28 protein-coding genes are annotated in these 25189 nt (G+C 68.2%); 22 read left to right on the top strand and 6 right to left on the bottom strand.

Going from position 1 to position 25189, the window contains the following annotated elements; genetic code table 11:
• The first annotated feature begins 11 nt into the window (after positions 1–11).
• Positions 12–1592: a GMC family oxidoreductase gene (locus AQY21_RS26715; RefSeq protein ID WP_203416692.1), complete on the top strand. Its 1581-nt coding sequence runs from the start codon at positions 12–14 to the stop codon at positions 1590–1592.
• Between the two features lie 60 nt (positions 1593–1652).
• Here the strand turns inward: AQY21_RS26715 and minE are convergent, their stop codons facing one another.
• The 3 genes from minE to minC are packed head-to-tail and all read right to left on the bottom strand — an operon-like array spanning position 1653 to position 3524.
• A complete protein-coding gene (gene minE, locus AQY21_RS26710) occupies positions 1653–1931 on the bottom strand; it encodes a cell division topological specificity factor MinE (protein WP_058100614.1) in 279 nt (92 codons plus the stop codon).
• 1 nt (position 1932) lies between these two features.
• Positions 1933–2754: a septum site-determining protein MinD gene (gene minD / locus AQY21_RS26705; protein ID WP_058100613.1), complete on the bottom strand. Its 822-nt coding sequence runs from the start codon at positions 2752–2754 to the stop codon at positions 1933–1935.
• A gap of 23 nt (positions 2755–2777) precedes the next feature.
• Positions 2778–3524, bottom strand: a complete 747-nt coding sequence (gene minC, locus AQY21_RS26700; protein WP_058100612.1) for a septum site-determining protein MinC — start codon at positions 3522–3524, stop codon at positions 2778–2780.
• 390 nt (positions 3525–3914) lie between these two features.
• On the opposite strand from minC, the gene AQY21_RS26695 reads away from it, so the two are divergent.
• From AQY21_RS26695 to AQY21_RS26655, 9 genes are all read left to right on the top strand, one after another.
• Entirely contained in the window at positions 3915–4562 is a 648-nt protein-coding gene (locus tag AQY21_RS26695) for a phosphoribosyltransferase (RefSeq protein WP_058100611.1), read from the top strand.
• Between the two features lie 90 nt (positions 4563–4652).
• A complete protein-coding gene (locus AQY21_RS26690) occupies positions 4653–5621 on the top strand; it encodes a TRAP transporter substrate-binding protein (RefSeq protein WP_058100610.1) in 969 nt (322 codons plus the stop codon).
• 7 nt (positions 5622–5628) lie between these two features.
• Positions 5629–6123: a TRAP transporter small permease gene (locus tag AQY21_RS26685; protein ID WP_058100609.1), complete on the top strand. Its 495-nt coding sequence runs from the start codon at positions 5629–5631 to the stop codon at positions 6121–6123.
• A complete protein-coding gene (locus tag AQY21_RS26680; protein WP_058100608.1) occupies positions 6116–7405 on the top strand; it encodes a TRAP transporter large permease in 1290 nt (429 codons plus the stop codon). Before AQY21_RS26685 ends, AQY21_RS26680 begins: the two co-directional genes overlap by 8 nt.
• 424 nt (positions 7406–7829) lie before the next feature.
• Positions 7830–8009, top strand: a complete 180-nt coding sequence (gene napE / locus AQY21_RS26675; protein ID WP_058100607.1) for a periplasmic nitrate reductase, NapE protein — start codon at positions 7830–7832, stop codon at positions 8007–8009.
• A gap of 9 nt (positions 8010–8018) precedes the next feature.
• Complete coding sequence (locus tag AQY21_RS26670) at positions 8019–8357, top strand: chaperone NapD (RefSeq protein WP_058100606.1); 339 nt, start codon at positions 8019–8021, stop codon at positions 8355–8357.
• Positions 8354–10849: a periplasmic nitrate reductase subunit alpha gene (gene napA / locus AQY21_RS26665; RefSeq protein ID WP_058100605.1), complete on the top strand. Its 2496-nt coding sequence runs from the start codon at positions 8354–8356 to the stop codon at positions 10847–10849. Before AQY21_RS26670 ends, napA begins: the two co-directional genes overlap by 4 nt.
• Positions 10822–11307 carry a nitrate reductase cytochrome c-type subunit gene (locus AQY21_RS26660; RefSeq protein WP_058100604.1) on the top strand — a complete coding sequence of 162 codons (486 nt, stop codon included), beginning with the start codon at positions 10822–10824 and terminating at the stop codon, positions 11305–11307. Before napA ends, AQY21_RS26660 begins: the two co-directional genes overlap by 28 nt.
• A 1-nt stretch (position 11308) precedes the next feature.
• Positions 11309–12022: a cytochrome c3 family protein gene (locus AQY21_RS26655; protein WP_058100603.1), complete on the top strand. Its 714-nt coding sequence runs from the start codon at positions 11309–11311 to the stop codon at positions 12020–12022.
• 12 nt (positions 12023–12034) lie between these two features.
• Here the strand turns inward: AQY21_RS26655 and AQY21_RS26650 are convergent, their stop codons facing one another.
• The gene (locus tag AQY21_RS26650) at positions 12035–12811 is read right to left on the bottom strand and encodes a prephenate dehydrogenase (RefSeq protein ID WP_058100602.1); all 777 of its coding nucleotides are present in this window, start codon (positions 12809–12811) and stop codon (positions 12035–12037) included.
• Positions 12812–13328: 517 nt separating this feature from the next.
• Here AQY21_RS26650 and rnk point away from each other — a divergent pair.
• On the top strand, positions 13329–13742 hold the full coding sequence (gene rnk, locus AQY21_RS26645; protein ID WP_058100601.1) for a nucleoside diphosphate kinase regulator: 414 nt from the start codon (positions 13329–13331) through the stop codon (positions 13740–13742).
• 223 nt (positions 13743–13965) lie between these two features.
• Positions 13966–14688 (top strand): hypothetical protein, encoded by a 723-nt coding sequence (locus tag AQY21_RS26640; RefSeq protein ID WP_058100600.1) that lies wholly within the window; start codon positions 13966–13968, stop codon positions 14686–14688.
• On the opposite strand, the gene AQY21_RS26635 is transcribed toward AQY21_RS26640, so the two are convergent.
• Together AQY21_RS26635 and mauR are read right to left on the bottom strand one after the other, a co-directional pair.
• Positions 14613–15587, bottom strand: coding sequence for a mechanosensitive ion channel family protein (locus AQY21_RS26635; RefSeq protein ID WP_058100599.1), 975 nt, complete (start codon positions 15585–15587; stop codon positions 14613–14615). The two genes, AQY21_RS26640 and AQY21_RS26635, sit on opposite strands and share 76 nt — an antisense overlap.
• Before the next feature lie 614 nt (positions 15588–16201).
• Positions 16202–17053 (bottom strand): Mau operon transcriptional activator MauR, encoded by an 852-nt coding sequence (gene mauR, locus AQY21_RS26630; RefSeq protein WP_058100598.1) that lies wholly within the window; start codon positions 17051–17053, stop codon positions 16202–16204.
• 182 nt (positions 17054–17235) lie between these two features.
• Between mauR and AQY21_RS26625 the strand changes: the two genes are divergently transcribed.
• The 10 genes from AQY21_RS26625 to napH form a co-directional block, all read left to right on the top strand.
• On the top strand, positions 17236–18069 hold the full coding sequence (locus tag AQY21_RS26625) for a hypothetical protein (protein ID WP_058100597.1): 834 nt from the start codon (positions 17236–17238) through the stop codon (positions 18067–18069).
• Between the two features lie 79 nt (positions 18070–18148).
• Entirely contained in the window at positions 18149–19402 is a 1254-nt protein-coding gene (mauB, locus tag AQY21_RS26620) for a methylamine dehydrogenase (amicyanin) large subunit (RefSeq protein ID WP_058100596.1), read from the top strand.
• 3 nt (positions 19403–19405) lie between these two features.
• Positions 19406–19966 carry a MauE/DoxX family redox-associated membrane protein gene (locus AQY21_RS26615; RefSeq protein WP_058100595.1) on the top strand — a complete coding sequence of 187 codons (561 nt, stop codon included), beginning with the start codon at positions 19406–19408 and terminating at the stop codon, positions 19964–19966.
• Between the two features lies 1 nt (position 19967).
• Entirely contained in the window at positions 19968–20570 is a 603-nt protein-coding gene (mauD, locus tag AQY21_RS26610) for a methylamine dehydrogenase accessory protein MauD (protein WP_058100594.1), read from the top strand.
• A 42-nt stretch (positions 20571–20612) separates the two neighbouring features.
• A complete protein-coding gene (mauA, locus tag AQY21_RS26605) occupies positions 20613–21179 on the top strand; it encodes a methylamine dehydrogenase (amicyanin) small subunit (protein WP_011750953.1) in 567 nt (188 codons plus the stop codon).
• Between the two features lie 54 nt (positions 21180–21233).
• A complete protein-coding gene (locus AQY21_RS26600) occupies positions 21234–21629 on the top strand; it encodes an amicyanin (RefSeq protein ID WP_082658274.1) in 396 nt (131 codons plus the stop codon).
• A 17-nt stretch (positions 21630–21646) separates the two neighbouring features.
• On the top strand, positions 21647–22510 hold the full coding sequence (mauJ, locus tag AQY21_RS26595; RefSeq protein WP_058100593.1) for a methylamine utilization protein MauJ: 864 nt from the start codon (positions 21647–21649) through the stop codon (positions 22508–22510).
• Entirely contained in the window at positions 22510–23673 is a 1164-nt protein-coding gene (locus AQY21_RS26590) for a cytochrome-c peroxidase (protein WP_058100592.1), read from the top strand. The genes mauJ and AQY21_RS26590 overlap by 1 nt, the downstream gene beginning before the upstream one ends.
• A 40-nt stretch (positions 23674–23713) precedes the next feature.
• On the top strand, positions 23714–24376 hold the full coding sequence (gene napG / locus AQY21_RS26585; protein WP_058100659.1) for a ferredoxin-type protein NapG: 663 nt from the start codon (positions 23714–23716) through the stop codon (positions 24374–24376).
• Positions 24373–25189: quinol dehydrogenase ferredoxin subunit NapH (napH, locus tag AQY21_RS26580; RefSeq protein WP_058100591.1), on the top strand; the 817-nt coding region annotated here is incomplete at its 3' end. The genes napG and napH, both read left to right, overlap by 4 nt.

Raw genomic sequence — 25189 nt, 5'->3', positions numbered from 1 at the left:
GGGAGGCGGAGATGGCTGACAATATGGCGAAATTCGGGCATGACGACGCCTCGGTCGTGGTCGTGATCGGCACCGGCTCGGGCGGCGGCGTGCTGGCCAACGAGCTGGCGCAAAGGGGCGTCAAGGTCGTGGCGCTGGAGTCCGGCGGGCGCTACCTGCCCGAGGATTACATCAACGACGAATGGGACAGCTTCGCGCAGCTGAGCTGGGGCGACATGCGCACCACCTCGGGCGACTGGCGGGTGGCGCGGGACTTTGCCAACCTGCCGGCCTGGATCGTCAAGGCGGTCGGCGGCACCTCGATCCACTGGGCCGGCGCATCGCTGCGCTTCCAGGAGCACGAGTTCAAGGCGCTGACGACCTATGGCCCGGTGGACGGCGCCAGCCTGCTGGACTGGCCGATCACGCTGGCCGACTTGGAGCCCTATTACGACCTGGCCGAGAAGAAGCTGGGCGTCACCCGCACCAACGACCTGCCCGGCCTGCCGGGGAACAACAATTACCTGGTGTTTGAAAAGGGCGCCAAGGCCGCGGGCTACAGCAAGGTCTCGACCGGGCGCATGGCGATCAACTCGGTCGATTACGACGACCGCATGGCCTGCCAGCAGACCGGTTTCTGCTTCCAGGGCTGCAAATGGGGCGCGAAATGGTCGGCCGCCTATACCGACATCCCGCGCGGCGAGGCGACCGGCAACCTCGAGGTCCGCGACCATAGCCACGCCACCCGGATCGAGCATGACGAAGAGGGCAAGGTCACCGGCGTGCGCTATATCGACCGCGACGGGACCGAGCAGTTCCAGCGCGCCCGCATCGTCGCCGTCGCCGGCAACTCGATCGAAAGCCCGCGCCTGCTGCTGGCCTCGGCCTCGGAGCGGTTCCCGGACGGGCTGGCGAACAGTTCCGGCCAGGTCGGGCGCAACTACATGCGCCACACCACCGGCTCGGTCTATGCGATCTTCGAGCGCCCGGTACGGATGTGGCGCGGCACCACCATGGCCGGCATCGTGCAGGACGAGGCGCATCACGACCCCGCCCGCGGCTTTGTCGGCGGCTATGAGCTGGAGACTCTGGCCCTGGGCATCCCGTTCATGGCGGCCTTCATGGACCCCGGCGGCTGGGGACGCGAGTTCACCTCGGCGCTGGACAGCTACGAGAACATGGCCGGCATGTGGATCGTGGGCGAGGATCTGCCTCAAGAGACGAACCGCATCACGCTGAACCGCGGTGAGACGGACCGCTTCGGGCAGCCGGTGCCGAACGTACATTACGACGACCATCCGAACGACATCGCCATGCGCAACCATGCCTATGCCGTGGGCGAGAGGATCTATCGCGCGGCGGGTGCGACGCGGGTGCTGCCGACGCCGCCCTATCCCTCGACCCACAATCTGGGCACCAACCGCATGTCGGAAAACCCCCGCGACGGGGTGGTGAACAAATGGGGCCAGGCGCATGACGTCCCGAACCTGTTCGTCTCGGACGGTTCGGTCTTCACCACCTCGGCGGCCGAAAACCCGACGCTGACCATCGTCGCGCTGGCGATCCGGCAGGCCGAGCATATCGCCGCCGAGATGGAGAAGGGCGCGCTATGATCCCCGACGGCCCGCTCTTTGTCGGGGCGGGCTGTGTCCGGTGCCGGGACGGGCGCGGGCCTAGCTGGCGGTCCGCGCCTTCAGCGGCTTGGCATAGGGCAGCTCGATATTGATCTCCAGGCTCGACAGATCGTCGCTGCGCTCCAGCTTGACGTCCACGGCGTCGCCGTCGATCTCCATGTGCCGGCGCACCACCTCGAGAATGTCGCGCTGCAAGAGCGGCAGGAAATCCGGGTTGGACCCGCCGCTGGAACGCTCATGCGCAAGCAGGATTTGCAGGCGCTCCTTGGCGGTCTGCGCCGAACTGGGCTTTCGCTGGCGGAATGAGAAACCGAACATGTCAGGCCGTCCGTCCCAGGAGCCGCTGGAAGAAGCCGCGGCGCTGCTCGCCCGGATTGATCCGCATCTCGATCTGCTCGCCGACCAGCCGGCCGACGGCGTCGATATAGGCCTTGCCGGCCGGCGATCTCTCGTCCAGCGACACCGGCGTGCCCTCGTTCGAGGCCTTCAGGACCGAGGTGCTTTCCGGGATGATCCCCAGCAGCGGAATCGCCAGGATCTCCAGCACGTCCTCGACGCTCATCATCTCGCCATTGGCCGAGCGATTCTGGTCGAACCGGGTCAGCAGCAGCTGCGCCTTGACCGCGCTGCCGTCGCCCTTTTCCGCCAGCGCGCTCTTGCTGTTCAGCAGGCCCAGCACCCGGTCGCTGTCGCGCACCGAGGACACCTCGGGGTTGGTAACCACCACCGCCTCGTCGGCGTAATACATCGCCAGATGCGCGCCGCGCTCGATGCCGGCCGGGCTGTCGCAGACGATATAGTCGAACTCCTCGCGCAGCTCGTCCAGCACCGCCTTGACGCCTTCCTTGGTCAGCGCGTCCTTGTCGCGGGTCTGCGAGGTCGGCAGGACATGCAGGTTCTCCAGCCGGCGGTCCTTGATCAGCGCCTGCTTCAGCTTGGCATCGCCCTGGATGACGTTGATGAAGTCGAAGACCACGCGCCGCTCGCAGCCCATGATCATGTCCAGGTTGCGCAGGCCCACGTCGAAATCGATCACGACAGTCTTGTGGCCGCGCATGGCGAGCCCTGCGCCGATGGCGGCAGAGGAGGTTGTCTTGCCGACGCCGCCCTTGCCGGAGGTGACTACGATAACCTTGCTCACGAGCGTTTCCTTTCGATCATGGGTTATTTGAGGGACTCGATGCGCAGCACCTCGCCCTGAAGATAGACCTGCACATATTGCCGCGGCGTATCGGCCCCCAGGTTCTCGCTGGTGCGGTAGAGCCCGGCGATGGCCAGCAGCTCGGCATCGAGCGCATGGCAGAAGATCCGCGCCGCGGTATCGCCGTTGACGCCCGCCAGCGCCCGGCCGCGCAGCCGGCCATAGATGTGGATGTTGCCGGCCGCGATCACCTCGGCCCCGGAACTGACCGAGCCGATGACGATCAGGTCGCCGCGATCGGCAAAGACCGTCTGGCCCGAGCGCACCGGCTGGGTGACCATGAGATTCGCCGGCTCCTTCGGCGCCGGTGCCGGGGCGGGCTGCGGGCGGCTGCCCTGGCGCGAGACGCGCTCCAGCGCCACGTCGCGCCCACTGGGCAGCGAGATCAGCCCGGCCTCGGCCGCGGCGCGCGCCTGCGCGGGCGTGCCGCTTTGGATGCCAAAGACCGACAGCTTGCGCCGCCGCAGTTCGGCGGTCAGGTGCATCAGCGCCTCGGCACTGTCCAGCCCCTCGGCCTGCTCCAGGTCGATGACCAGCGGCGCATTGTCGAAGAACAGCGGCGTCTGGTTCAGCCGCGCCTCCAGCGCCTCGAAAAAGGCGCGATCCGGCCAGCCGCTCAGATGCAGCGCGATGGCCGTGAAGGTGCGGCCGCGGATCTGTAAAGGCTTCACGGTCGCGACGGTCTGGGCCGCGCTTTTGCCGGATTGCATCTGTCTGCTCGGTTCTGCTCTGTTCTTCGTCTCTGGGGTGGGCTGGCCGGCCCATGCCTTGGGCTATCTTCCTAATACGTCCCGGCCCGAGCGTCCATCGGCATCTGCCGCCGCCCCGGCCTTCGGCGGAACCGTGCGCAGAAATCCCCTTGCCGCACGCCCCTTGCGAGGCCGCCAGGCGGCGATTGCCGCTCTGACCGGCAATCATGGCGCCGAATCCCGCCACTCCTGGTTGTGCGCACCGAAGGCCAGACCGGTCCGGGGGTGCCGAAGGGCCCCGCGCCTTCCTGCCGGCCCAGGCGGGTTGGGGCATGGCAGGGCTCGCAAACCGGCACGGGAACATTCCACAAGGCCAAGGGGTTCGGTTGCGGATAATCAAAAGGGGGCGGGATGTTCGCAAATCGCACGGATGCTGGCCGGCAGCTTGGCGCCGCATTGTCCGGTCACAAGGGGGAGCCTGTCCTGGTCCTGGCGCTGCCGCGCGGCGGCGTGCCGGTCGGGCTCGAGGTCGCGAAGGTGCTGGACGCGCCGCTGGACGTCATCCTGGTCCGCAAGATCAGGGCCCCGGCGCATCCCGAGCTTGCCATCGGCGCCATCGTGGACGGCACGCCGCCGCAATTGCTTCTGGACGACCAGCTCGTCGCGGCAACCCGGGCGACAGAGGAGCATATCGCAGCCGAAAAGGCCCTTCAGCTGCGGGAGATCGAGCGCAGGCGGCAAGCCTATCGCGGCGGACGGCCGGCGCCCGAGACGCGGGGCCGGACCGTGATCGTGGTCGATGACGGCATCGCGACCGGCGCGACCATGCGCATCGCGCTCAAGGCGCTGGCGCGGTCGGGCGCGGCCAGGGTGATCGTCGCCGTGCCGGTCGCCCCGCCCGACGTGCTGGAGAAGATCCGCGCCGAGGCCGACGAGGTCGTCTGCCTGCGCACACCCGAGCCGTTCCATGCGGTGGGCCTGCATTACCGCGATTTCGACCAGACCAGCGACGAGGAGGTGGTCCGCACGCTGGCCGAGGCCGAGCGCGGCAAGGGCTGAACCTCGCCGGCCTGGCCGAGACCGGCAGCGGGATTGCACATTCCCGTCATGTGGCGCTAAATCCCTGCCGGACAGCGGAAGGGATTCAGCATGAAACACGTCTTTGCCGCGGCGCTTCTCTGCGCCGCCGTCGCCGCGCCTTCGTTCGCGCAGGAAATCAAGATCGGCTACGCGCTGGCCGAGGACAGCCATTACGGTGCCGGCGCCAAGGCCTTCGAGGCCTCGCTCAAGGAAAGCCTGGGCGACCAGTTCACCTTCCGCCACTTCCCCTCCTCGGGCCTGGGCGGCGAGCGCGAGGTGCTGGAGGGGCTGCAACTCGGCAGCGTCGAGATGACCATCGCCTCGGACGGCACGCTGACCAATTTCGTCCCCGAGGTCGGCGTCTTGGGCGTACCCTTCCTGCTGCGCGACAAGGACCATGCCCGCAAGGTGCTGGACGGCGAGATCGGCCGGGAGATGTTGGCGAAATTCGACGCCGCCGGCCTGCACGCGCTGGCCTGGGGCGAGCAGGGCTTCCGCCACATCACCAGCAATCGCGGCGCGGTCGAGGCGCCCTCGGACCTGAACGGGCTGAAGATCCGCACCATGGAGAACCCGGTGCATATCGAGGCCTTCCGCGCGCTCGGCGCCGCCCCCACGCCCATGGCCTGGCCCGAGGTGATCGGCGCGCTGGAACAGGGCGCCATCGACGGACAGGAAAACCCGCTGTCGGTGATCGTCTCGGCCAAGCTGAACGAGGTGCAGAAATTCCTGACGCTGGACGGCCACGTCTATTCCTCGACCATCATCCTGGTCTCACCCACGCTGTGGAACGGGCTGGACGATGCGCAGAAAGCGGCCTTCGAGAAGGCGGCGAAGGACGCCGTGACGGCGATGCGGGCCTATGTCGACGATGTTGACAGCTCGGGCGTCGCCGCGATGCAAGAGGCCGGGATGCAGGTGAACGAGCTTTCGCCCGAGCAGAAGGCCGCCTTCCGCGAGGCGCTGGCCGGACCCTATCAGCAATATGAGGCCCAGTTCGGCAAGGAGCTGATGGACCGCATCCAGGCGGTCGAGTAGCCCAGCGATGCGCCAGATCGAACGCGCCTTCGTCACGCTGAACGGTGCCGTCCTCGTGCTGGGGCTGGCGGCGATGTCGGTCATCGTCGGCTGGAACGTCGCCGGCCGCTACCTGACCGGCAATTCGCTGACCTGGGCCGACGAGGTCGCGCGCTATTCGATGATCTGGCTGACCTTCCTGGGCAGCGGGCTGGCCCTGCGCCATGGCGCCCATGCCGCCATCACCAATGCCCAGGATGCGCTGCCCGGCAGGGGCCAGCGCATCCTGCGGCTGGTGATCCTGCTGGTCCTGTTTTCCTTTTTCGGCTTCATGGTCTGGGTCGGCATCGACTACATGAACCGCATGGCGATCCAGAAATCGGCGGCGTTGCAGGTGCCGATGAAATGGATCTATGCCGCGATGCCCGCCGGTTTCGCGCTGATGATCGCCCATCTGGCGCTGATCGCGCCGCTCTACCTGCGCGCCGGGTTGCAGCATTCCGACGAGGCCCCCCTTGGTTGAGATCCTGATCGCCGCCTTCCTGATCCTGATGGTCATGGGGGTGCCCATCGCCTTCGCGCTGGCGATGGCGGCTTTCGCGGCGGTCGGCCTGTCCGGCCGCTACCCGCTGGTCGTGGTGGTCAAGGAGATGTTCACCGGCCTCGACAGCTTCCCGCTGCTGGCCGTGCCCTTCTTCATCCTGGCGGCCGAGATCATGTCCACCGGGGCGATCTCGCGCATGCTCTTGCGCTTCGCCTCGCAATTCGTCGGCCACCTGCGCGGCGGGCTGGGCTATGCCAACGTGCTGACCGGCACGCTGTTCGCCGGGATCTCGGGCTCGGCGCTGGCCTCGGCGGCGGGGCCGGGCGCGATGATGGCGCGGATGATGGAGCGCAGCGGCTATTCCAAGGCCTATGCCGGGGCGCTGACGATTTCCGTGGCGGTGATCGACCCGATCATCCCGCCCTCGATCACCATGATCATCTATGCGCTGCAAGACCGCAACACCTCGGTCGGCTCGCTGTTCATGGCCGGGATCCTGCCCGGCATCCTGATCGCGGCGCTGCTGGCCGCGGTGAACTGGTGGATCAGCCGCAAGCGCAACTATCGCAGCCTGGAGCCGCGCCCGCCGGTGGGCCAGATGGTCCGCAACAGCTTTGCCGCCCTGCCCGCGCTGCTGCTGATCGTGCTGATCGTCGGCGGCATCCGCGGCGGCGTCTTCACCCCCACCGAAGCCTCGGTCGTGGCGGTGTTCTATGCCATCATCACCAGCGCCTTCGTCTATCGCGGCTTCACGCTTGCGGATCTGTGGGGGGCGTTCCTGCGCTCGGCCATCATGTCGGTGGCGGTGCTGATGATCCTGGCCGCCGCCCGCGCCTTTGCCTGGGTGCTGATCATCGAGGGCGTGCCACAGGCCATGGCCGATGCGGTGATCGCCATGGATCTGTCGCCCATCGCCTTCCTGCTGATGGTGAACCTGCTTTTGCTGGCTTTCGGCATGTTCATGGACCCGCTGCCGGGGGTGATGATCCTGGTGCCGATCCTGGCCCCCATCGCCCATAACCTTGGCATCGCCGCGGATCATTTCGCCATCATCGTCATCGTGAACCTGACCTTCGGGCTGATGACGCCGCCGGTGGGCGGGCTGATCTTCGTCGTGGCCTCGGCGACCAAGCAGAAGCCCTCGGCGCTGATCCGGGAACTGCCGCCCTTCTTCCTGGCGGCGCTGGCCTCGCTGCTGATCCTGACCTTCGTGCCGGCCCTCTCCACCTGGCTGCCGCGGATCAGCGGCTTCGCCCGTTAGCACCCTCATGCCGCAGTCGGCCCGCAAGGGCCGATTCCGGCTTGACTTGCCATTCGTTATGTTTGAACATGCATAACGAATGAGGCGGGGGAGACAGCCCATGCGCAGGAATCGAGCGAGGCCGAAATCCGATCCGCAGGGTACCGCCGGGCTGATCGCACCGCCGCTTGTCATCGGCCTGCCCCTGTCCGGGGCGCTCCGCTGACGTTAAGCCCAGGGACCGGGGCTCTCGCCGCACGCCCCGGCTATCTTGCTGAAAAGCAAGGCGTTTCAGGCGCGGCACAGCGCCCGGTTTGAACCGGGCGTCGACGGCTTGGCCGGCTGGATGCTGGACCGGGCTGCATTTTCATGGGAACCTTCTTTGATTCTTCACAGTTCTGTGGAAGATTGAACTGAGGCATTTTGACGCACGGGTTGCCCAGAAATGATCGATTCCGCGAAAGAAACCGATCGTCCCCAGCACCGGAAGCGGGATGAAATCATCGCCTTCCTGATTCTTGCCGTGGTGATCTGGCCGATCCTGTCGGTCGCGATCGTCGGCGGCTACGGCTTCCTGGTCTGGATGTCTCAGATCATCTTCGGACCCCCCGGACCCATGCATTAGAGAGCGGCCATGCGCGAGCCAGACAGGACCCCCATCCAGCGACGCGACATCCTGACCGGAAAGCTGAAACAGGACAGCGGCACGGAATCGCGATTCCTCCACATCTCCAGCGCCGTCGTCACGGCCCGGCCGGATCGCGCTGCCGAGCTGGCCCGGCATTTCGCCACCCTGCCCGGGACCGAGGTCCATGCCGTCGAGGGCGCCAAGATCGTCCTGGTGCTGGAGGGCGCCTCGGTGGGTGAGATCGGCGGCCGCATGGCCGAGATCTCGGTCATGGAGGGCGTGTTCTCGGCCAACCTGGTCTTCGAGCAGATCCTTCCCGCCGATGAGAAGGAGGCGCTGGCATGACCATTTCCCGACGCGATCTGCTCAAGGCGCAGGCGGCGGGGATCGCCGCCATGGCCGCCAATATCCCGCTGTCCTCGCAGGCGCAGCCAGTGCCCGGCGGGGTCGAATCCCTCCAGATCACCTGGTCCAAGGCACCCTGCCGCTTTTGCGGCACCGGCTGCGGCGTCATGGTGGGCGTCAAGGAGGGCCGCGTGGTCGCCACCCATGGCGACCTGCTGGCCGAGGTGAACCGCGGCCTGAACTGCGTCAAGGGCTATTTCCTGTCCAAGATCATGTATGGCCAGGACCGCCTGACCCAGCCGCTGCTGCGCAAGAGGGACGGCATCTATGCCAAGGACGGCGAGTTCACCCCGGTCAGCTGGGAGGAAGCCTTCGACACCATGGCCGCCCAGGCCAAGCGGGTGCTGAAGGACAAGGGGCCGACCGCCGTCGGCATGTTCGGCTCGGGCCAATGGACGATCTTCGAGGGCTATGCCGCGACCAAGCTGATGCGGGCGGGGTTCCGGTCGAACAACCTCGACCCCAACGCGCGGCATTGCATGGCCTCGGCGGCCTATGCCTTCATGCGGACCTTCGGCATGGACGAACCGATGGGCTGCTATGACGATTTCGAGGCGGCGGATGCCTTCGTGCTCTGGGGCTCGAACATGGCCGAGATGCATCCGATCCTGTGGACGCGGGTCGCGGACCGGCGGCTGGGCCACCCGCATGTCAAGGTGGCGGTGCTGTCCACCTTTACCCATCGCAGCTCGGACCTGGCGGACATTCCCATCGTCTTCAAGCCCGGCACCGACCTGGCGATCCTGAACTACATCGCCAACCACATCATCCAGACCGGCCGGGTGAACCGCGATTTCGTGGATCGCCACACCACCTTCGTCGCCGGCGCGACCGGCATCGGCTACGGGCTGCGCGACGACGACCCGCGCGAGGTGGCCGCGCGCACGGCCGAGGACCCGGCGGCGACCACGCCCTCGACATTCGAGGAATTCGCCGAACTGGTCAGCGAATACACGCTGGAGAAGGTCTCGGAACTCAGCGGGGTGGAGCCGGGCTTCCTGGAGCAGCTGGCCGAGCTTTACGCCGATCCCGACCGCAAGGTCATGTCCTTGTGGACCATGGGCTTCAACCAGCATGTGCGCGGCGTCTGGGCCAACCAGATGGTCTATAACCTCCACCTGCTGACCGGGAAGATCTCCGAGCCGGGCAACAGCCCGTTCTCGCTGACCGGCCAGCCCTCGGCCTGCGGCACGGCGCGCGAGGTGGGCACCTTCGCCCATCGCCTGCCGGCCGACATGACCGTGACCAATCCCGAACACCGCAAGCATGCCGAGGAGATCTGGCGCATCCCCGAAGGCCTGATCCCCGACAAGCCCGGGCTGCATGCGGTGGCCCAGGACCGGGCGCTGCATGACGGCACGCTGAACTTCTACTGGATCCAGGTGAACAACAACCTGCAAGCCTCGCCCAACAACAGCAACGAGGCCTGGCCGGGCTATCGCAACCCAGAAAACTTCATCGTCGTCTCGGACGCCTATCCCACGGTCACCGCCTTGGCCGCCGACCTGATCCTGCCCGCCGCCATGTGGGTCGAGAAGGAAGGCGCCTATGGCAATGCCGAGCGGCGCACCCATGTCTGGCACCAGCTGGTCGAGGCGCCGGGCGAGGCGCGCTCGGACCTGTGGCAGATGATGGAGTTCTCGAAGCGCTTCACCACCGACGAGGTCTGGCCCGAGGAGATCCTGGCCGCCAACCCGAACTATCGCGGCCAGAGCCTGTTCGACGTGCTGTTCCGCAACGGCAGCGTGGACCGCTTCGACATCTCCGAGTTGAACCCCGATTACGCCAACCAGGAGGCCAAGCATTTCGGCTTCTACGTCCAGAAGGGCCTGTTCGAGGAATATGCCGCCTTCGGCCGCGGCCATGGCCACGACCTTGCCCCCTATGACACCTATCACGAAGTCCGCGGCCTGCGCTGGCCGGTGGTGGACGGCAAGGAAACGCTGTGGCGCTATCGCGAGGGGCTGGACCCCTATGTCGAGCCGGGCGCCGGCGTGCAGTTCTATGGCAACCCGGACGGCAAGGCCAAGATCATCGCCGTGCCCTATGAGCCGCCGGCCGAGCCGCCCGACGAGGAATACAACATCTGGCTGGTGACCGGCCGGGTGCTGGAGCATTGGCATTCCGGATCGATGACCATGCGCGTGCCCGAGCTCTACCGGGCCTTCCCCGGCGCCCGCTGCTTCATGAACCCCGAGGATGCCCGCGACATGGGCTTCAACCAGGGCGCCGAGGTGCGCATCGTCTCACGCCGCGGCGAGATCCGCTCGCGCGTCGAGACGCGCGGCAGGAACCGGATGCCGCGCGGGGTGATCTTCGTGCCGTGGTTCGACGCCAGCCAGCTGATCAACAAGGTGACGCTGGACGCCACGGATCCCATTTCCAAACAGACGGATTTCAAGAAATGCGCGGTCAAGCTCCTTTCCGTCTGATCCGGCCCGTCGCCATGGCCGGGCTGACCCTGTTCGCCCTGGTCGGCGCCGCCCTGCCGCAGGCCGAGCCAGCGGTGCAGATCGTCCCGCCGCTGACCGGCTGGGCCGAGCCGATGTCCGAGGGGCAGATCCCGCCGCTCGGCCGGCCGATCACCGACGATGTGCGCCGGATGCGCAACTATCCCGGACAGCCGCCGGTGATCCCGCATTCCATCGACGGCTACCAGCTGACCGTGAACACCAACCGCTGCATGGATTGCCACAAGCCGCAATTCACCGAAGGCTCGGGCGCGCCGATGATCAGCGTCACGCATTTCATGGACCGCGACGGGCAGATCCTGACCGACGTGACGCCGCGGCGCTATTTCTGCACCGCCTGCCATGTCCAGCAGGCCGATGTGAGGCCGCTGGTGCCGAACGAGTTCCGCGACGGCTATCGCCACGCCGGGGGCCCGTGACATGGGCTGGATCAAGGCGAGCATCCGCTGGGTACGGGGCCGGGTCACCTGGTTCTGGCGCGTCATCAGCCGGCCCAGCAGCTTTCTCAGCATCGGCTTCCTGACCCTGGGCGGCTTCATCTGCGGGGTGATTTTCTGGGGCGGGTTCAACACCGCGCTGGAGGTCACCAATACCGAGAAATTCTGCACCAGCTGCCACGAGATGCGCGACAACGTCTATCAGGAGCTGATGCCGACGGTGCATTTCTCGAACCGCTCGGGCGTCAGGGCCAGCTGTCCCGACTGCCATGTGCCGCATCAATGGACCGACAAGATCGCCCGCAAGATGCAGGCCTCCAAGGAGGTCTGGGGCAAGATCTTCGGCACCATCAGCACGCGCGAGAAATTCCTGGAAAAGCGGCTGGAGCTGGCCAAGCACGAATGGGCGCGGCTCAAGGCCAACGATTCCCTGGAATGCCGCAACTGCCATGCGGCGGTGGCGATGGACTTCACCAAGCAGACCCGCCGCGCGGCCGAGATCCACGAACGCTATCTGATCTCGGGCGAAAAGACCTGCATCGACTGCCACAAGGGCATCGCGCATCAACTGCCCGACATGACCGGCATCGAGCCCGGCTGGCTGGAGCCGCCCGCCCTGCGCGGCGACGAACAGGCTTGGCTGGGCGGCGGAGACGAGGCTGTCCACCGCTATCTCGCGACCATCGAGGCGAGATAGGGCGCGCGCCCCTCAAGCCGCGGCATCGCGCCCCTGCTGCCCCTGCCCCGTGGCGCCGGTCGCCGCCGCCGGAGCCGCCAGCAGCCGTTGCACGAACCTGTCCCGGATGGCGGCGACATGCGGATTGTCCTGCGTCACCGCCGCAAAGACCTCGGGCGCATCGGCGCCCACCATCGCCAGCGCCCGGGCCAGCAGGTCGAAGCTGCGGGTGCGGATCCGCGGATGCGGCTGAAACCCGGCCAGGGCATGGGCCAGAAGATGGGTCAGGCCCTGGGTCAGCGCGGCATGGCGGTCGTGTTCCTCGGGCGTGGCGAGGATGATCTCCAGCCCCAGCACCCGGCGCAGGAAAGCGGCGATGCGGCGCCAGCCCCTGCCGCGCACCGGGCACAGCACCACGCGGCCGCCGGCCAGCGGTCCGGGCAGGCTTTGCGGCCCGAACAGCGGATGCGAGGCAAGGATCTCGACCCCGGCGGGCAGGATCTGCCGCATCAGCCCGGCCGGACCCTGCTTGACCGAGCAGACATCGGCGACGACCTGGCCGGGGCGCAGATGCGGCGCCAACCGGCGCAGGCAATCGCCCAGGCCCGGGACCGGGACCGCCAGCACCACCACGCCGAACCGTCCCGCCTGCCGCGGCCCGACCACGGCAAGGCCCAGCCGGCGCGCCTCGGCCCGCGCGGCAGGGTCGGGGTCGCTGACCGCCACGGGCAAGTGCGGCGCAAGCGCGCGGGCGATCAGCCGGCCAAAGGCGCCAAAGCCGAAGATCAGCACGGAGGGATGGGGTGACATGGGACGATCCTTCGGAAAAAGGGCGACGCCAGAGGTCAGGAGGGTTCCGATGCGCGACCGCTGGCGACAGGGCAGCGGCGGCATGGCAAGGCGCTCCGCTGCTCAGGGCAGCGGATAATAGCGTTTCGCGAAAGCTTGGGCCTTGCAGATCATGGCGCGCAGATAACCCCGCCGCTGCCGGGGGTCAAGCCCCGCGAGGGCAGCATGCCGGCCGGCGGTGATGGGCGGAAAGGGCCGGGCCCGCCGCTGGGTCGGCCGGGAGGGGCGGCATCCGCAGGGGCGCGGCTCCGGTCTCTCGACTCGGCGCGGCGGCGCGGCTAGACTGATGCCATGACCACGCGCCTTTCCCCTTGCAGAGGCCGGTTCTGCACCGGTTTGCTGCTGACGCGCTCTCTGCCCCGGGCAGAGGCGTCCTTGCGCTGACCTCGCGCCCGGGGTTCCCTGATCCAGCCAACCCACCGCCCGGCCGGCCGCATCGCGGCCATGGCAGGGCACGACACGACTTGAAGGAGCCGACATGGCCAGAACACCGCGACCGCCGGTCACCATCGCCAGCGACACGCTCGACCGGCTCGAACGTCTTGCCGAGGGGGCGATGGCGCGCAATCCCGATCTTGCCGACCGGCTGCTGGCCGAACTGGCCCGCGCCCGCGTCCTGCCGCCCGCGCGGATGCCCGATGATGTCGCCAGCATCGGCAGCGCCGTCACCTTCCGCGACGAAACCACCGGGCGCGAGCAGACCGTCGTGCTGGCCTGGCCCGAGGATGCCGACATCGCCGCCGGCCGCGCCTCGGTGCTGACGCCGATCGGGGTGGCGCTGATCGGCCTGCGGGCGGGCGCGCGCTTTACCTGGGACACCCGGGCGGGCGAGACGCGCGAACTGACCGTGCTGTCGGTCGGCGGGGCCGATCCGGTGACCCCGGCGGCATAGGGGCGTTGCCATGCGACTGGATCGGTTGCGCCGGGATCGCGGCCCCGCGCCGCGGAACGGCCTCTCGCATCCTTCGGCGATCTTTCCGCTGCTGATCGGTTTCAGGGCCAACAATGTGCCGGGGTTGTCCGCGCGCTGAACGCCGGGCAACCCGAGGCCATTTTCCGAAACCGTCACGCAACCACCGGGAGGCCCACGGCCTGCCCGATGTCGGGGATCGATCATGCCCATCTGGAATACCCTGGCCCGCGCCGATACCGCGGCGGGCGACGAAATCCTGCTGCGCCAGCGCGGCGCCCTTTACGAGATCCGCTTCAACGGCCTGGAGCTGATGTCGAACCTCAACCACCAGTCCGAGACCGTGCTGGCCGAGCGCAGCCTGCGCCTGCATGGCCGCAGCGACGCCCGCGTGCTGATCGGCGGGCTCGGCATGGGCTTCACCCTGCGCGCGGCGCTGGAATTGCTGGGGCCGGCCGCGCGGGTCACGGTCTGCGAGCTTGTCCCCGAGATCGCCGGCTGGAACCGCGACCGCATCGGTCATCTGGCCGGCCATCCGCTGCGCGATCCGCGCGTCACCCTGCGGATCGCGGATGTGATGGAGGTGCTGCTGGAACACCGCGCCGGTTTCGACGTGATCCTGATGGATACCGACAACGGGCCGGATTTCACCGTGCGCCAGGCGAACGGCCGGCTTTACGGCGATCACGGGTTGGCGGTGCTGCGCAAGGCGCTGCGGCCCGACGGCATCGCCGCCTTCTGGTCGGCCACCGCCTCGGACCCGTTCGAGCGGGTGCTGGACGCCCAGCCCTGGCATTGGCGGCGCGACGACATCCAGCTGATCGGCGGGCGGGTCGATGCCTTCCACCACATCTATCTGGCCGCGGCCGAGGCCGGGCTGATCGCCTCGCACCGGCCGGCCGTGCTGCCCGCGCTGGCGCTGTCCTGACCCTCGCCGCAGGGCATCCGCTCGGCCGCCAGCCGGATGCCCTGTTCGCGCAGCGCGGCGTCGATCAGGCTCAGCACCTCGTTGCGGCAGGCCAGTTCGCGGTCGTGCTGCGGCACCCAGTATTTCACCCGATAGCTGATGCCGGCGGGGCCGTAATGCGTCACCTGCACCTCGGGCGGCTTGCCGGCCGAGATCGACCGCGCCGCCACCGCCGCCCCGGCGATCAGCCGGCCGGCCTCGGCCACCGGCAGCTCGGCGGGCAGGGTCAGTTCGGCATGGTCGCGGTATTCCTGCCGCGGCGCGCTGAAATTGGTGATCCGCCGCGCCGAGATCTGGCTGTTGGGCAGGATGACATAGGTGCTGTCGCGGCTGACCAGCCGCGTGGTGCGCCAGCCGATCTCCTGCACCTTGCCCTCGGCCAGGGTCTCGATGCGCACCCAGTCGCCGATGCGGAACGGCGCCTCGATCCCCATCGCCAGCCCCGAGAACACATCGGCGACCGCATTGCGGACGGCAAAGCCCAGCACCGCCAGGACCAGCCCCGAGCCGGTCAGGATCCCGGACAGGTCCTGACGGAAGAACAGCGACAGGCTGGCCAGCGTGGCGACGGCCAGCAGCCCGAACCAGAACAGATCCAGCAGCACCTTGGGCACCGGGCGACGGCCCTTCCTGCGCCGCAAGAGCCGCCGGGCGGCCAGCCCATGCGCCAGGCGCGCGCCGGCAAAGCAGGCCACCGAAAAGCCGGCATTGCGCAGCGGTCCTGCCCAAAGCTGCAAGGCGGACAGGTCGGGATGGCGGCGCGCCAGCGGCTCGGCCAGCGTGGCGATGGCCAGCGCGACGGCGATGGCCGCCGCCAGCCGCCACAGCAAGCCGGGGGCGGGGATTTCATCTTTCGCCATCGTCGCCCCCCTTTGCTCCTTTGCGCCGCGGAAGGCGGCGAGGCTCGGGCACCGAGAACGGCACTTGGAACGGAGAACGGCAGATCGGACATCGCCGGGCCGCAGCCCGGGGAACGTCTTCGCCGCAATGCGGACAAACCGCCGGCAGGAAGGCGCGCAGCATGACGGAACCTCTTGAGGAAACGGGCCGGATTCACCTTACCCCGGCCTGCCGTCCGCGCCTGGCGCGTCAACGGGGCCGGGGCAAGCCATGCGCCTGTTCAAGACGCAGGACGAATCGGTCCAAGCCGAAGCTTTCCAAGACGACACCCTTTGCGCAAATCCCGAGGGACCGTGGCCCCGCCAGACAAGATGGCCATTGTTTCTTTGGTTTCAAGCCCTTCGCAACGGCGGACGAGGCCGCCCCACCCGGGGCAGGCCCGGATTGGCCGAAAGCCGCCCGCCATGCGGGAATGGGGCTGGAGGGCACGCCGACCCTGATGCTGTTCGACCGAGGGGACCGGGTGCGGGCAAGGCATCTCGGCCCCCCTGCCCGGCCTGGCCATGAGCGCCGAGATCATGGCGCGGGTGATGGAGCGCGACGATCCGCGATGACGCCCGGTCGGGGCGGCGGCTTAGGTTGCGGCGCCGGCCAGGGTCTCCGCAAACAGCTCGACGCACCAGTTGGTCACGCGCCGCGCCAGCGGATCGTCGCGCAGATGCGGTTGCGCCAGCAGCCAGATCTCGCGCCGGGCCGGCAGGCGGTGGATATCGAACCGCCCGTCCGCAGCCAGGTCGCCGATCAGGAAATCCGGCAGCACCGCCGCCACCCGGCCGCTGTCGATCAGGACCCGGATCGCCTGAAGATGCGCGCTGCGCAGCCGGACCTGCCGGTCGGGGAAATGCTGTTGCAGATCCTGCATCTCGGGCGTTTCCATCAGCGGGTCGGGATAGGCGGCCAGCACCAGATCCTCGGCCGCGGCGCCGACCGGCCGGACCAGGCCGAAACGCATCTCGCCGATGCGGCGCATGGTGAAATTGCCGCGCCGGGGGCGGCCAAGCCGGATCGCGATATCGGCCTGCCAGCGTGCCATGTCCACATTCTCGTCCGAGGTCTCCAGTTGCAGCGACAGCTCCGGCTCGACCATCAGCAGATCCGCCAGCGCCGGGGCAAGGTAGTGCTGCGCAAGGGCGTCGATCGTGGTCAGCCGGAAATTGCGAAGCAGGCGCTCCTGACGTTCGAGCTGGTGGGCGATCGCCTCGGCCGCCTGCTCCATCAGCAGCAGCGGTTGCAGCAGGGCGCGGCATTGCTCGGTCGGCCGGCGCTGCCCGTCCACCGCCTCGAACAGCGCGCGGCCCAGGCTGCTTTCCAGCCGGGCCAGGCGGCGGGCGATGGTGGTCTCCTCGACATTCAGCATTTTCGCGGCCCGGTTGAAGGACCCGCACCGATTGACGGCGGCCACCACGCGAAGGTCGTCCCAATTCATACTTTCGTCTCCGCTGCACGCATGCAGGCACCGGCTGCAAATCCTCGGGGTTACCAGAGCGGCCTTGGCGCATCAATCTGCCAGGGATTTGCCCGGCCGATTGAATCATCAGACTTTCGTCTTAGTTTCAATCGCTTCCGGGCGGGTCCGCGCAAGAACCATTGAGCGAGAGGAGGCGTGACATGGTTTCTGTCGAAGATTTGCACGGCCGGTCTGGAGGCCTTGCATCGGTGCCGGACTGCACCTTGTTCCCGCAATCCCATTCTCCCGCCCTGCGTGTGGCGGTGCTGCTGGCCGCGGCGCTTGCCGGGGCGGCGGGGGGCGCGGCGCTGTCATCCGCCACCGGCCCGCAGGCGCTGTGGACGGTGATCGGCGCGGCGGCGGTGGCGGGCGGGCTTTTGTCCACCTGGTCGCCCTGCGGCTATTCGTCGATCTCGCTTCTGCGGCCGGACGGGCGCGGGATCGGCGCGGTGGTCCGCTGGCTGCCGACCTTCGCCATGCATGGCGCGGGCTACGGCCTTGGCGCGCTGATGCTGGGCGGCCTGCTGGGCGGCATCGGCATGGCGGCGGGCTCTGCCGGTTTCGGCACCGCGGCGCTGCTGGTGCTGGGGCTGATCGGCCTGGCTTACGGCGCGCATCAGCTGGATTTCCTGCGCGTGCCCTATCCGCAGCGCCGGGCGCAGGTGCCGCATGACGCGCGCCAGCGTTTCCCGAAATGGGTCATCGGCGGGCTTTACGGGCTGTCGCTGGGGCTCGACTACCTGACCTATGTGCAGACGCCGCTGCTGTATATGATGACGCTGGCGGCGGTCTTTACCGGCAATATCCCCGAGGCCATCGCCATCGTCGCGCTGTTCAACCTGGGCCGGTTCCTGCCGGTCGCGGTCAACGCGCTGCCGATCCCCGATTACCGGGTGCAGGCCTGGCTGGCCCGGCACCAGGAAAACGCCGTGCTGGCCGACGGCGCGATCCTGACCGCGCTTGGCGCGGGCTTCACGGTGCTGGCGCTGATCTGAACCACCCCGACTCTCGACGTTTTTCATTCGGCGATGCCCGCGGGTCGCGGGTGTCCTGCTGCCATCACAGGAGGAGACGATGGCCCTTCCACCCAATTTCATGCCGCTGTTCCGGGCTTCGCTGATCGGGCTTGGGCTGGGCTGCTCGGCGCTTGCGCTGGCGGCCAGCGCCCAGGACGCGCCCGAGGCCGAGGCTCCGGCCCAGGAAACCCAGGGCCAGGCCGCCGCCCGCGCCGCCGCGGCGGACCTTGCCGCCGGCCAGGACGACGAGCCGCGCATCCTGGAAGCGCCCGCGCCCGACGCGCGCCGCGTCTATGTCAACGACCCGGCGCATTTCGCCGCGGTCACCCAGCAATTCGTCATCGACGGCGAGGCGGGCCGGGTGATCGGCATGATCGATGGCGGCTTCCTGCCCAATCCGGTGGTGGCCGATGACGGCTCGTTCATCGCCCATGCCAGCACGGTGTTTTCCCGCATCGCGCGGGGCGAGCGCACCGATTACGTCGAGGTCTTCGACCCCGTCACGCTGCTGCCCACGGCGGATATCGAGCTGCCGGACGCGCCGCGCTTCCTGGTCGGCACCTATCCCTGGATGACCTCGCTGACGCCGGACAACAAAACGCTGCTGTTCTATCAGTTCTCGCCCGCCCCGGCCGTGGGCGTGGTCGATCTGGAGGGCAAGGCGTTCAAGCGCATGCTGGACGTGCCGGACTGCTATCACATCTTCCCGACCGCGCCCGACACCTTCTTCATGCATTGCCGCGACGGCAGCCTCGCCAAGGTGAAGTTCGGCGCCGAGGGCGCGCCCGAGATCAGCCATAGCGAGGTGTTCCACCCCGAGGACGAATTCCTCATCAACCACCCCGCCTATTCGAGCAAATCCGGGCGGCTGGTCTGGCCGACCTATACCGGCAAGATCCACCAGATCGACCTGTCCTCGGGCGAGGCGAAGTTCCTGCCCGCCGTCGAGGCGCTGACCGAGGAGGAGCGGGCCGAGGGCTGGCGTCCCGGCGGCTGGCAGCAGGTCGCCTATCACCGGGCGCTGGACCGCATCTATCTGCTGGTCGATCAGCGCGACGAATGGCGCCACAAGACCGCCAGCCGCTTCGTGGTGGTGCTGGATGCCAAGACCGGCGCGCGCATCGCAAAGTTCGAGATGGGCCACGAGATCGACTCGATCAATGTCAGCCAGGACGAAAAGCCGCTGCTCTATGCGCTCTCGACCGGGGACAAGACGCTTTACATCCATGACGCCGAAAGCGGCGAGGAACTGCGCAGCGTGAACCAGCTGGGCCACGGCCCGCAGGTCATCACCACGGCGGACATGGGCTAAGTCATGGCGGATTTCCTGATCCAACCCATGGTGCTGTGGGCGCTGCGCATCTTCCTGGCGCTGCTTTTCGTCACGGCGGCGCTGTCCAAGCTGCGCCATGTCGAAGAGTTCTATGGCGTGGTGCGCAATTTCCGCCTGCTGCCCGACGGGGCCAGCCGCGCCGTGGCGCTGGTCCTGCCGGTGGTCGAGGCCGCGGTGGCCGCCGGCCTGGTGGTGACGCCGCTGGCGGCTCCCGCGGCGATCACGGCGGCGGGGCTGCTGCTGGTCTTTGCCGCGGCGCTGGCCATCAACGTGCTGCGCGGCCGGACCCAGATCGATTGCGGCTGTTTCCGCAACGGGCTGAAGCAACCGGTCAGCTGGCTGCTGGTGCTGCGCAACCTGGTGCTGACCGGGCTGGCGCTGGCCGTCGCCGCCGGCCTGCCGGCCGCTGCCCCCGCCTCGCCGGTCGAGGGCGCGACGGGCCTGCTGGCCGGCGCCACCGCCATGCTGATCTATCTGAGCGCATCGCTGCTTGGCGGGCTTTCCGCCGCGCAGACGGCAAACAAGACTGCGAAAGGACGCTGACATGACTTCCTTCCTGATCGCTTCCAACATCCTGTTGTGGCTGGCGTTCCTGGGCGTGACCGTGGTGATGCTGGGGCTGATGCGCCAGGTCGGGCTGCTGCACGAACGCTCGTCGCCCATGGGCGCGATGATCACCGATCACGGCCCCGATATCGGCGATGCCGCGCCCGAGTTCGAGCTGCCGGATTTCTTCGGCCGCCCGGTCCGCATCGGCGGGGCCGAGCCGCAGGGGCGCCAGACGCTTCTGATGTTCACCGCCCCCAGCTGCCCGGTCTGCGACAAGCTGTTCCCGATCATCAAGTCCATCGGCCGGGCCGAGGGCATCAACGTGGTGATGATCTCGGACGGCGCCCCCGAGGAGCATCGCCGCTTTCTCGACAGCCACGAGCTGGGCGAGATGCGCTATGTCGTCTCGGCCGAGGCGGGCATGGCCTTCCAGGTCGGCAAGATCCCCTACGGCGTGCTGCTGGACGGCCAGGGCATCATCCGCGCCAAGGGCCTGACCAATACGCGCGAACACCTGGAAAGCCTGCTCGAGGCCGACAAGACCGGCTTCGCCTCGTTGCAGCAATACATGGCCAGCCGGAAGAAGCAGGCGGCCTGACCGCCGCGATGTGAACCCCCGAAAGACAGGAAGGAGAGTTCCATGCTGGGGAATTTCAGATTCGACGACATGGTCGAAAAGCTGTCGCGGCGCGTAGCTGGCCAGACCAGCCGGCGCAGCGTGATCGGCAAGCTGGGAACGGCGATGCTGGGGATCGGGCTGGTGCCGCTTCTGCCTGTGGACCGCCGCGGGCGCGTCAGCCGCGCGAATGCCGCCGATGCGCCCGCCGGCACCGATCCGCGCGCCAAATGGGTGCCGCAGGACAACGACATCCAGGCCTGCGACTATTGGCGGCACTGCTCGATCGACGGCAATATCTGCGACTGCTCGGGCGGTTCGCTGACCAATTGCCCGCCGGGGACCAAGCTGGCGACGGCAAGCTGGGTGGCCAGCTGCTATAACCCGACCGACGGCCAAAGCTACCTGATCGCCTATCGCGACTGCTGCGGCTACAACGTCTCGGGCCGCTGCCCCTGCCTGAATACCGAGGGCGAGCTGCCGGTCTATCGCCCCGAATTCGCCAACGACATCATCTGGTGCTTCGGCGCCGAGGACGATGCCATGACCTATCACTGCACGATCTCGCCCATCGTGGGCAAGGCAAGCTGACGGCGGCCGGGCGCGCCTGCCCGCGCCCGGCCTTCATCCTGCAAGGAGAAGCAAATGATTTCTGCGATCAAGATCCGCTCATGCCTGGCGGCCTGCGCGCTGGCGGCGTTCGGCGCCACGGGCGCCCTGGCCGGCAAGGCGACGGCCCCGTCCGAAACCCCCCTTCCCGCCGCCGAGGTGGCCAAGGATGCCATCGTCGTCGACATCACCAAGATGAAATACGCCACCCCCGAGATCCATGTGAAGGTCGGCGACACCGTCACCTGGATCAACCGCGAGGCAATGCCGCACAATGTCCATTTCGTCGCCGGCGTGCTGGACGAGCAAGCCCTGAAAGGCCCGATGCTGAAGAAGGAGCAGGCCTATTCCCTGACCTTCACCGAGGCCGGCACCTATGACTATCACTGCACCCCGCATCCCTTCATGCGCGGCAAGGTCGTCGTCGAGTAGCATGTGAAAGGCCGGCCATGTGGATTCCCTATGACATTCGCGGCTCGCTGAAGCCTGAATCGCCAGCCGGGACGATCCGCCTGTCGCGGACCGATACCAGCCCGCGCGAATTCCTGGTCGGCTTTTTCCTGCGCAACCCCGTCACCCAGGCGTGGGAGCTGGACATCGCCATCCCCGCCTCGGGGCTGGAGCTCACCCTGCCCGGACCCGGCGGCCCCCTGCCCCTGCGGCTTTACGGCAACGAGGCCGGCAAGCTGGCCGAGGCCATCCTGCGCGTCACCGCCGCCTCGGCCGAGGCGGCATTGGCGCAGGCGCACGGGGCGCTGCAAGCCTGGCTCTTGCGCCAGGTGGTCGAGACCGGCCGCGGCATGGCCATCGCCGGCTGGCGCATCGCCGATACCGCGCATGAGGCGCGCTGGCGCTGCACGCCCTTTCGCCCCAGCGCCATGGCCCCCGATTTCGGCGCGCAGGCGCCGCTGGTCCCGGATCTGCTGCCCCTGGCCGAGCTGTTCCAGCGCGCGCGCAATGCGCCCGACGCGGCCAGCCGGATGCTGGCGGCCTATGCCGTGCTGTGCGGCCTGCGCGACCGCCCCGCCGCGAACGATTTCCGGGTCACGCAGGAAATGCTGATCCATGCCGGGGCGATGGAGCATCAGGCCGGCTTGCAGGGGCTCGATCTGGCCGCGCTGATCGCGGCGCTGCGGCCCGAACATGACCGGCTGGTCGCGCCGGGCGGGCTGCTGGCCGCGCTTTCGGACGACCTGGCCGCGCAGCAGCGGCTGGCGCGGCTGGCCAACCTGGCCGACCTGGCCGCGCATCGCCTGCTTCTGGCCCAGATCCGCGCCCGCGCCGCCGCGCCCGAACCGATGGGGGCCGCGTGATGCTGCGGCTGGCCTGCCTCGCGCCGCTGGCGATCCTGACCCTGGCCGCGGGTGCGGCGGAACAGGCGCCGCCCGCCGATGATGCCCTGGCGGAACTGGGCGCGCAGCTTTTCGTGGACCCGGCGCTGTCGCGCAATGCGACGCAATCCTGCGCCACCTGCCACGACCCCGCCCGCGCCTTTACCGACCCGCGCGAGGGCAAGGCGGGGCTGGCCGTCTCGGTCGGCGATGACGGGCAGTCGCATGGCGACCGCAACACGCCGACGCTGGGCTATGCCGCGCTCGCACCCGCCTTCCACCGCGATGCGAACGGCAAATACAAGGGCGGCCAGTTCTGGGACGGCCGGGCCGACGACCTGAAGGCGCAGGCCGGCCAGCCCATGCTGAACCCGGTCGAGATGGCGATGCCCGACCGTGAGGCGGTGGCCGCCCGGCTGCGCGGCGATCCGGCCTATCGGACCGGGTTCGAGGCGCTGTTCGGCAAGGGCGTGCTGGACGATCCCCAGCGCGCCTTCGACGCCGCCGCCGAGGCGCTGGCCGCCTATCAGGCGACCGAGGAGTTTTCGCCCTTCGATTCGAAATACGACCGCGTCATGCGCGGCGAGGAGAGGTTCACGCCGCTCGAGGAGTTCGGCTATACCGTCTTCATCACCTGGAACTGCCGGCTTTGCCACATGCAGCGCAAGCAGGGCGTGACCGAGCGCGAGACCTTCACCAATTTCGAATATCACAATATCGGCCTGCCGGTGAACGAGACGGCGCGCGCGGCCAGCGGCCTGGGCCCGGACCATGTCGATCACGGGCTGCTGGCGCGGCCGGGCATCGAGGATCCGGCGCAATCGGGCCGGTTCAAGGTGCCCAGCCTGCGCAATGTCGCGGTGACCGGCCCCTATATGCACAACGGCATCTTCAAGGACCTGCGCACGGCGGTCCTGTTCTATAACAAATATACCAGCCGCCGGCCCGAGGCGAAGATCAACCCTGAAACCGGCACGCCCTGGGGCGAGCCCGAGGTGGCCGAGAACCTGTCGCTGACCGAGCTGCAATCGGGGCTGATGCTGGACGACGGCCGCGTCGATGCACTGGTCGCCTTTCTCGAAACGCTGACCGACCGACGCTATGAGCCGCTGCTGGAGGAAAGCCGCGCGGCACGACAGGACTGACCAAGGGCCCCGGCGGGGCCGCCAGGGAATGGAGGCCCGCATGACCGGCCGACGCAAGGTGACAAGACGAAGCGCGATTGCCGATGCCGCCCGCGCCGTGGGCGTGGCTTGCCTGGGCGGGTTTTCGCTGGCGGCGCTGGTCAAGACGGCAAGCCCCGTCGATGCCCGCGCCATCCGCCCGCCCGGCGCGCTGCCGGAACCCGACTTCCTGGCCGCCTGCGTGCATTGCGGGCTCTGCGTGCAGGCCTGTCCCTACGGCACGCTGTCGCTGGCCGAATGGGATGACGAGGCGGAACTGGGCACCCCCTTCTTCACCCCGCGCGAGGTGCCCTGCTACATGTGCAAGGACGTGCCTTGCGCGCGGGCCTGCCCGACCGGGGCGCTGGACCGCGACATCCCCTCGATCCGCGACGCCGACATGGGCGTCGCCGTGCTGGTCGGGCATGAGACCTGCCTGAACTACAAGGGGCTGAATTGCAGCATCTGCGTCCGGGTCTGCCCGATCCGGGGCGAGGCGATCTCGCTGGAGCCGCAAGAGATCGGCGGGCGGCAGGTGATGATCCCGGTGGTGCATTCCGCAAGCTGCACCGGCTGCGGCACCTGCGAAAAGCAATGCGTGCTGGGCCATGCGGCGATCCGCGTGCTGCCGCGCGACCTCGGCCTTGGCGGGCCGGGACGCAACCGGGCGGGGCGCAAGGCATGATCCGCTGGCTGACCCTGTCCAGCCGGCAGCAGGCGGTCGCCCGCCGGGGATGGCTTTCGGCGCATAAATGGTGGCTCCTGCGCCGCTGCTGCCAGATTGCCGTGCTGGCGGCCTTCATGTCCGGGCCGCTGGCCGGATACTGGATCATGCGCGGCAATTTCGCGTCGAGCGAGATGCTGGGCGTGCTGAGCCTCTCGGACCCCTATATCCTGCTGCAATCCGTCTTCGCCGGCTGGCCGGTGGCCGCGCCGGCGCTGGTCGGCGCGCTGCTGATCGTGCTGTTCTACCTGCTGGTCGGCGGGCGGGTCTATTGCAGCTTCGTCTGCCCGGTCAATATCGTCACCGACAGCGCGCATTGGCTGCGCGAAAAGACCGGGCTGACGCGGGACCGCAAGCTGGACCGGCGCACGCGATTGTGGCTTTTCCTGGGCACGCTGCTGGCGGCGGCGCTGACCGGGACCATTGCCTGGGAATATGTGAACCCGGTCAGCATGATGCAGCGCGGGCTGATCTTCGGCGCCGGCCTCGGCTGGGGCATCGTGCTGCTGGTCTTCCTGCTGGACCTGTTCGTCTCGCGCCGCTGTTGGTGCAGTCACCTTTGCCCTGTCGGGGCGTTTTACGGGCTTTTGGGTCGGTTTTCCCTGGTGCGGGTCTCGGCGCGGGGGCGGGCGGGCTGCGACGATTGCGGCGCCTGCTTCGGCACCTGCCCCGAACCGCATGTCATCCTGCCGGCGCTGAAGGGCGAGGGCAGCCCGCTGATCCTGGCGGGCGACTGCCTCAATTGCGGCGGCTGCATCGATGCCTGCCCCAACC

This window comes from Paracoccus sp. MKU1, from assembly GCF_001447385.1.
Lineage (GTDB): Bacteria > Pseudomonadota > Alphaproteobacteria > Rhodobacterales > Rhodobacteraceae > Paracoccus.
Note: the sequence above shows the minus strand (reverse complement) of the source record. Positions and strands in the feature narration are given on the sequence as shown.